This window comes from Paraburkholderia sp. XV (genome assembly GCF_020177535.1).
GTDB lineage: Bacteria > Pseudomonadota > Gammaproteobacteria > Burkholderiales > Burkholderiaceae > Paraburkholderia > Paraburkholderia caribensis.
The window spans coordinates 1-4,676 of the sequence record NZ_JAGUUD010000225.1 but is presented as its reverse complement, the minus strand read 5'-3'; the positions used below and the strand labels follow the sequence as shown (position 1 = coordinate 4,676).

Genomic DNA, 4,676 nt, shown 5'->3' with positions numbered 1-4,676 from the left:
GCCCCGCACAGGGGCGACGCGTGAAGCGAGCTAACGTAACGCGGATGCCAGCGCAGAACCCGGAACACCGACCGGCAAGAGCCGGAACACCGCACGGCAAAAACCACGACTCCGAACAACAAACGCATACCCCACAACGCCACTGCCATCGCAAAGCGCAAAAAACTCGCGCTGCAAGCGCCGCACCGCCTCATCCCTGATTCACTTTTGTTATCACCCCATCCAACAGTCGGATTGTTCCCGAATCGCCACCGGCTTTATATTGCGTACACCGAGGGTCCGTGACCCAACATCAACACCAACAAAAAATGCGCGAGCAACATCCGCATCAGGATCAAAACAGAGGAGCGCAGCGATGAATCAGATCGATCTGGAGAACCGAGTGGTCGTCATTACGGGCGGCGCGCGGGGAATCGGCTATGCGGTAGCCCAGCGCGCGCTGCGCTCGGGAGCGGCCGTGGCGCTCTGGGATGTCGACGCGGAGCGGCTAGAGCGCAGCGCGCAAACGCTAGGAGAACTCGGCAAGGTCACAGCCGTCACCGTCGATCAAACCAAAGAGGCCGAGATCGACGCCGCCGTCAGCAAGACGCTCGCCGCCCATGGCGCCATCGACGTGTTGATCAACTGCGCCGGCATCACGGGCGGCAACGGCACGACGTGGGAACTCGAACCGGACTTGTGGCGCCGCGTGATCGACGTCAACCTGATCGGTCCGTATCTCGCATGCCGCGCGGTCGTGCCGCAGATGCTGAAGCAGGGTTACGGGCGCATTGTCAATATTGCTTCGGTGGCGGGCAAGGAAGGCAATCCGAACGCATCGCACTACAGCGCTTCGAAAGCGGGGCTGATCGGCCTGACCAAATCGCTAGGCAAGGAACTCGCGACCAAGAACATCCTCGTCAACGCCGTCACGCCCGCAGCCGCGAAAACCGAAATCTTCGATTCGATGAAGCAGGAACACATCGACTACATGCTGTCGAAGATTCCGATGAACCGCTTCCTGCTGCCCGACGAGGCAGCGTCGCTGATTCTGTGGCTCGCGTCGGAAGACTGCGCATTCAGCACGGGCGCCGTGTTCGATCTCTCGGGCGGCCGCGCAACCTACTAGACCCCCTCGCACCCACACGATAGCAATCAGGCACAAAGCGACGAACGATGGCGGCACACGCATGCCGCCCGGCCTTCGCACGAAGGCGAAACGGAGACATGATGAACAGGACCTCGTCCGAAATCCGCGACTCCCTCGACGGCATCGTCAGCCAGGTCATGCGGCGGCTGTTGCCGTTCCTGCTGCTGATGTACGTGCTCGCGTTCCTCGACCGCGCGAACATCGGCTTTGCACAAAAGGCCCTGCAGCACGACACGGGAATCTCGAACGCCGCATTCGCGTTCGGCGCTGGCGTATTCTTCGTCGGCTATGCGCTGTTCGAGGTGCCGAGCAATCTGCTGCTGCATCGCGTCGGCGCCCGGCTGTGGATGTGCCGGATCATGGTCACGTGGGGACTCGTGTCGGCGGCGATGAGTCTCGCTCATACGAGCACCACGTTTTATGTGCTGCGTTTTTTGCTCGGCGTCGCCGAAGCGGGCTTCTTTCCGGGCGTCATCTATTATCTGACGCGCTGGTTTCCGCAATCGGCGCGTGCGCGTGCCGTCGGCGTGTTCTATTTCGGCGCGCCGCTTGCATTCATGTTCGGCAGCCCGCTGTCGGGCTTTCTGCTCGAGTTGCACGGCGCGTTGAACCTTGCGGGCTGGCAGTGGCTGTTTCTGATCGAAGGCGGACTGGCGTCGGTGGTCGGCGTATGGGCGTTCTTCTATCTCGACGATCGGCCCGAAGACGCGCGCTGGCTCACGCCGCAAGCGCGCAAGACCTTGAGCGCCGCGCTCGACGAGGATGCACGCGCCGCGTCCGCGCACGGCCCTCGCAATCTGCTTGCGGCGCTCGTCGATACACGCGTGCTGCTGTTCTCGGCAATCTATCTGCTGATCCAGATGAGCGTGTACGGCGTGATCTTCTATCTGCCGCAGCAGGTCGCGGCGCTGATGGGCGAGTCGGTCGGCTTGCGCGTCGGCATGGTGGCGGCCGTGCCCTGGATCTGCGCGCTCGCGCTGACCTGGTTCGTGCCGCGCCGCGCCGACGCAACGGGCACGCACCGGCGCTGGGCTGTCGCGCTGCTGGTGCTCGCCGGATGCGGCATCGGCGTATCGGGCGCGACGCATAGTCCGCTTCTGGCGATGGCCGCGCTGTGCTGCGCGGCAAGCGGCTTCATCGCCGCACAGCCGCTCTTCTGGACCTTTCCGACGCGCTACCTGACGGGCGCGGCGGCCGCAGGCGGCATCGCGGTGATCAACTCGCTCGGCAGCCTGGGCGGCTTTATCGCGCCGTCGCTGCGCACGAGCGCCGAGCATGCGTTCCAGTCGACCTCGGCGGGTCTGCTGCTGCTCGGTGCGGCGAGTCTGCTGGCGGCGCTGCTCATCGGCACGCTGGTGCGCCGCGACGCGGCGCGCGACACGCCCGCCTTCCCGCAACCCATTCATCGCGCCCGCTGACACGCGAGGCGTACGCAACCCACGAACGGAGCTCTAGAACATGGCGATGCCCACTATCCGGCACGTGCGTGCCTTCGTCGTCCGCGGCGGCGGCGCGGACTATCACGATCAGGCCGACGGACACTGGATCGACGATCACATCTCGACGCCGATGGCGCGTTATCCGCAGTACCGGCAAAGCCGGCAGTCCTTCGGCATCAACGTGCTGGGGACGCTGGTGGTCGAAATCGAGGCGAGCGACGGCACGGTCGGCTTCGCGGTGACGACGGGCGGCGAGATCGGTGCGTTCATCGTCGAGAAGCATCTGGCGCGCTTTCTCGAAGGACAACTCGTGACGGACATCGAGAAGATGTGGGATCAGATGTACTTCTCGACCCTCTATTACGGACGCAAGGGCGTGGTGCTCAACACGATTTCGGGCGTCGATCTGGCACTGTGGGATCTGCTCGCGAAAGTGCGCAAGGAGCCCGTGTATCAGCTATTGGGCGGCCCGGTCCGTGACGAGTTGCAGTTCTATGCGACGGGCGCGCGGCCCGACCTTGCGAAGGAAATGGGCTTTATCGGCGGCAAGCTGCCGTTGCAGCACAATCCGGCGGAAGGTGAGGAGGGACTCAGGAAGAACATCGAGAAGCTCGCGCAAATGCGCAGCCGCGTCGGCGACGATTTCTGGCTGATGTACGACTGCTGGATGAGCCTCGACGTCACGTACGCGACCAAGCTGGCGAAGGCCGCGCACGAATATGGCCTGAAGTGGATTGAAGAAGCGCTGTCGCCCGATGACTACTGGGGTTACGCCGAACTGCGCCGCAACGTGCCGCGCGGCATGATGGTGTCGACGGGCGAGCACGAGGCGACGCGCTGGGGCTTCAGGATGCTGCTCGAAATGAACTGCTGCGATCTGATCCAGCCGGACGTGGGCTGGTGCGGCGGCATCACGGAGTTGATCAAGATTTCCGCGCTCGCCGATGCGCATAACGTGATGGTCGTGCCGCATGGGTCGTCGGTGTACAGCTATCACTTTGTGGTCACGCGTCACAACTCGCCGTTCGCCGAGTTCCTGATGATGGCGCCGAAGGCCGATCACGTAGTGCCGATGTTCACGCCGCTGCTGCTCGACGAGCCGGTGCCCGTGAATGGCCGCATGAAGGTGCCTGACACGCCGGGTTTCGGTGTGCGGCTCAATCCCGAGTGTGCGCTCGAGCGGCCTTATCAACATTGAACGGAGAAGCATGTGCTGCTGAAAGACAAGGCGGTGATCGTTACGGGTGGCTCGCGCGGCATTGGGCGGGCGATTGCCGTGGCGTGTGCGAAAGAGGGCGCCGATGTTGCGATCAACTACTGGGGCGACAACGATGCGTCGTATAACCGGCGTTCCGCGGTCGAAGAGGTGGTGGGTGAAATCGAATCGCTCGGGCGGCGGGTGATTGCCGTCGAAGGCAATGTCGGGTTGAAGGAGACGGGGCCTGAGCTTGTGCGGCGCACGGTCGAGGCGTTCGGGAAGGTTGATGTGCTGGCCAGCAATGCGGGCATCTGTCCGTTTCATGCGTTTCTCGATATGCCTGCCGATGTGCTCGAGACGACAGTTGCCGTCAATCTCAATGGGGCGTTTTTTGTTACGCAGGCTGCGGCGCAGCAGATGAAGGCGCAGGGCACGGGCGGTGCGATCGTCGCGACGAGTTCTATCAGTGCGCTTGTTGGGGGTGGGATGCAGACGCATTACACGCCGACCAAGGCGGGCGTGCACTCGCTGATGCAGTCTTGCGCGATTGCGCTTGGGCCTTATGGCATACGGTGTAATTCTGTTATGCCTGGGACGATTGCCACTGATCTTAATGCCGATGATCTCGGCGATGATGCCAAGAAGGCTTACTTTGAGAAGCGGATTCCGCTTGGACGGCTCGGGCAGCCGGAGGATGTCGCAGACTGTGTTGTGTTTCTTGCTTCTGATCGGGCGAGGTATGTTACTGGCGCTGCGTTGTTGGTCGATGGTGGGTTGTTTGTGAATTTGCAGTAGCTGGTCGTTTGTTGGGTTGGGTTTGGTTTGGTTTTGGCGCTGGCGTTCGCGGTTTTGTCTTTTCGCTGGCATCCGCGAATTGTTAGCTCGCTTCAGGCGTCGCCCCTGTGCGGGG

At 62.7% G+C, this 4,676-nt stretch carries 4 protein-coding genes; all 4 read left to right on the top strand.

Features of this window, described 5'->3' with window-relative positions:
* Positions 1–355: 355 nt before the first annotated feature.
* The 4 genes from KFO72_RS41265 (at position 356) to KFO72_RS41250 (ending at position 4,561) form a co-directional block, all read left to right on the top strand.
* Positions 356–1,108, top strand: a complete 753-nt coding sequence (locus tag KFO72_RS41265; RefSeq protein ID WP_225034504.1) for an SDR family NAD(P)-dependent oxidoreductase — start codon at positions 356–358, stop codon at positions 1,106–1,108.
* A 101-nt stretch (positions 1,109–1,209) separates the two neighbouring features.
* Entirely contained in the window at positions 1,210–2,547 is a 1,338-nt protein-coding gene (locus KFO72_RS41260; protein WP_225034505.1) for an MFS transporter, read from the top strand.
* 40 nt (positions 2,548–2,587) lie between these two features.
* Positions 2,588–3,766 (top strand): L-rhamnonate dehydratase, encoded by a 1,179-nt coding sequence (gene rhmD, locus KFO72_RS41255; RefSeq protein ID WP_224101241.1) that lies wholly within the window; start codon positions 2,588–2,590, stop codon positions 3,764–3,766.
* A gap of 12 nt (positions 3,767–3,778) precedes the next feature.
* On the top strand, positions 3,779–4,561 hold the full coding sequence (locus tag KFO72_RS41250; RefSeq protein WP_060605714.1) for an SDR family NAD(P)-dependent oxidoreductase: 783 nt from the start codon (positions 3,779–3,781) through the stop codon (positions 4,559–4,561).
* Positions 4,562–4,676 lie beyond the last annotated feature (115 nt).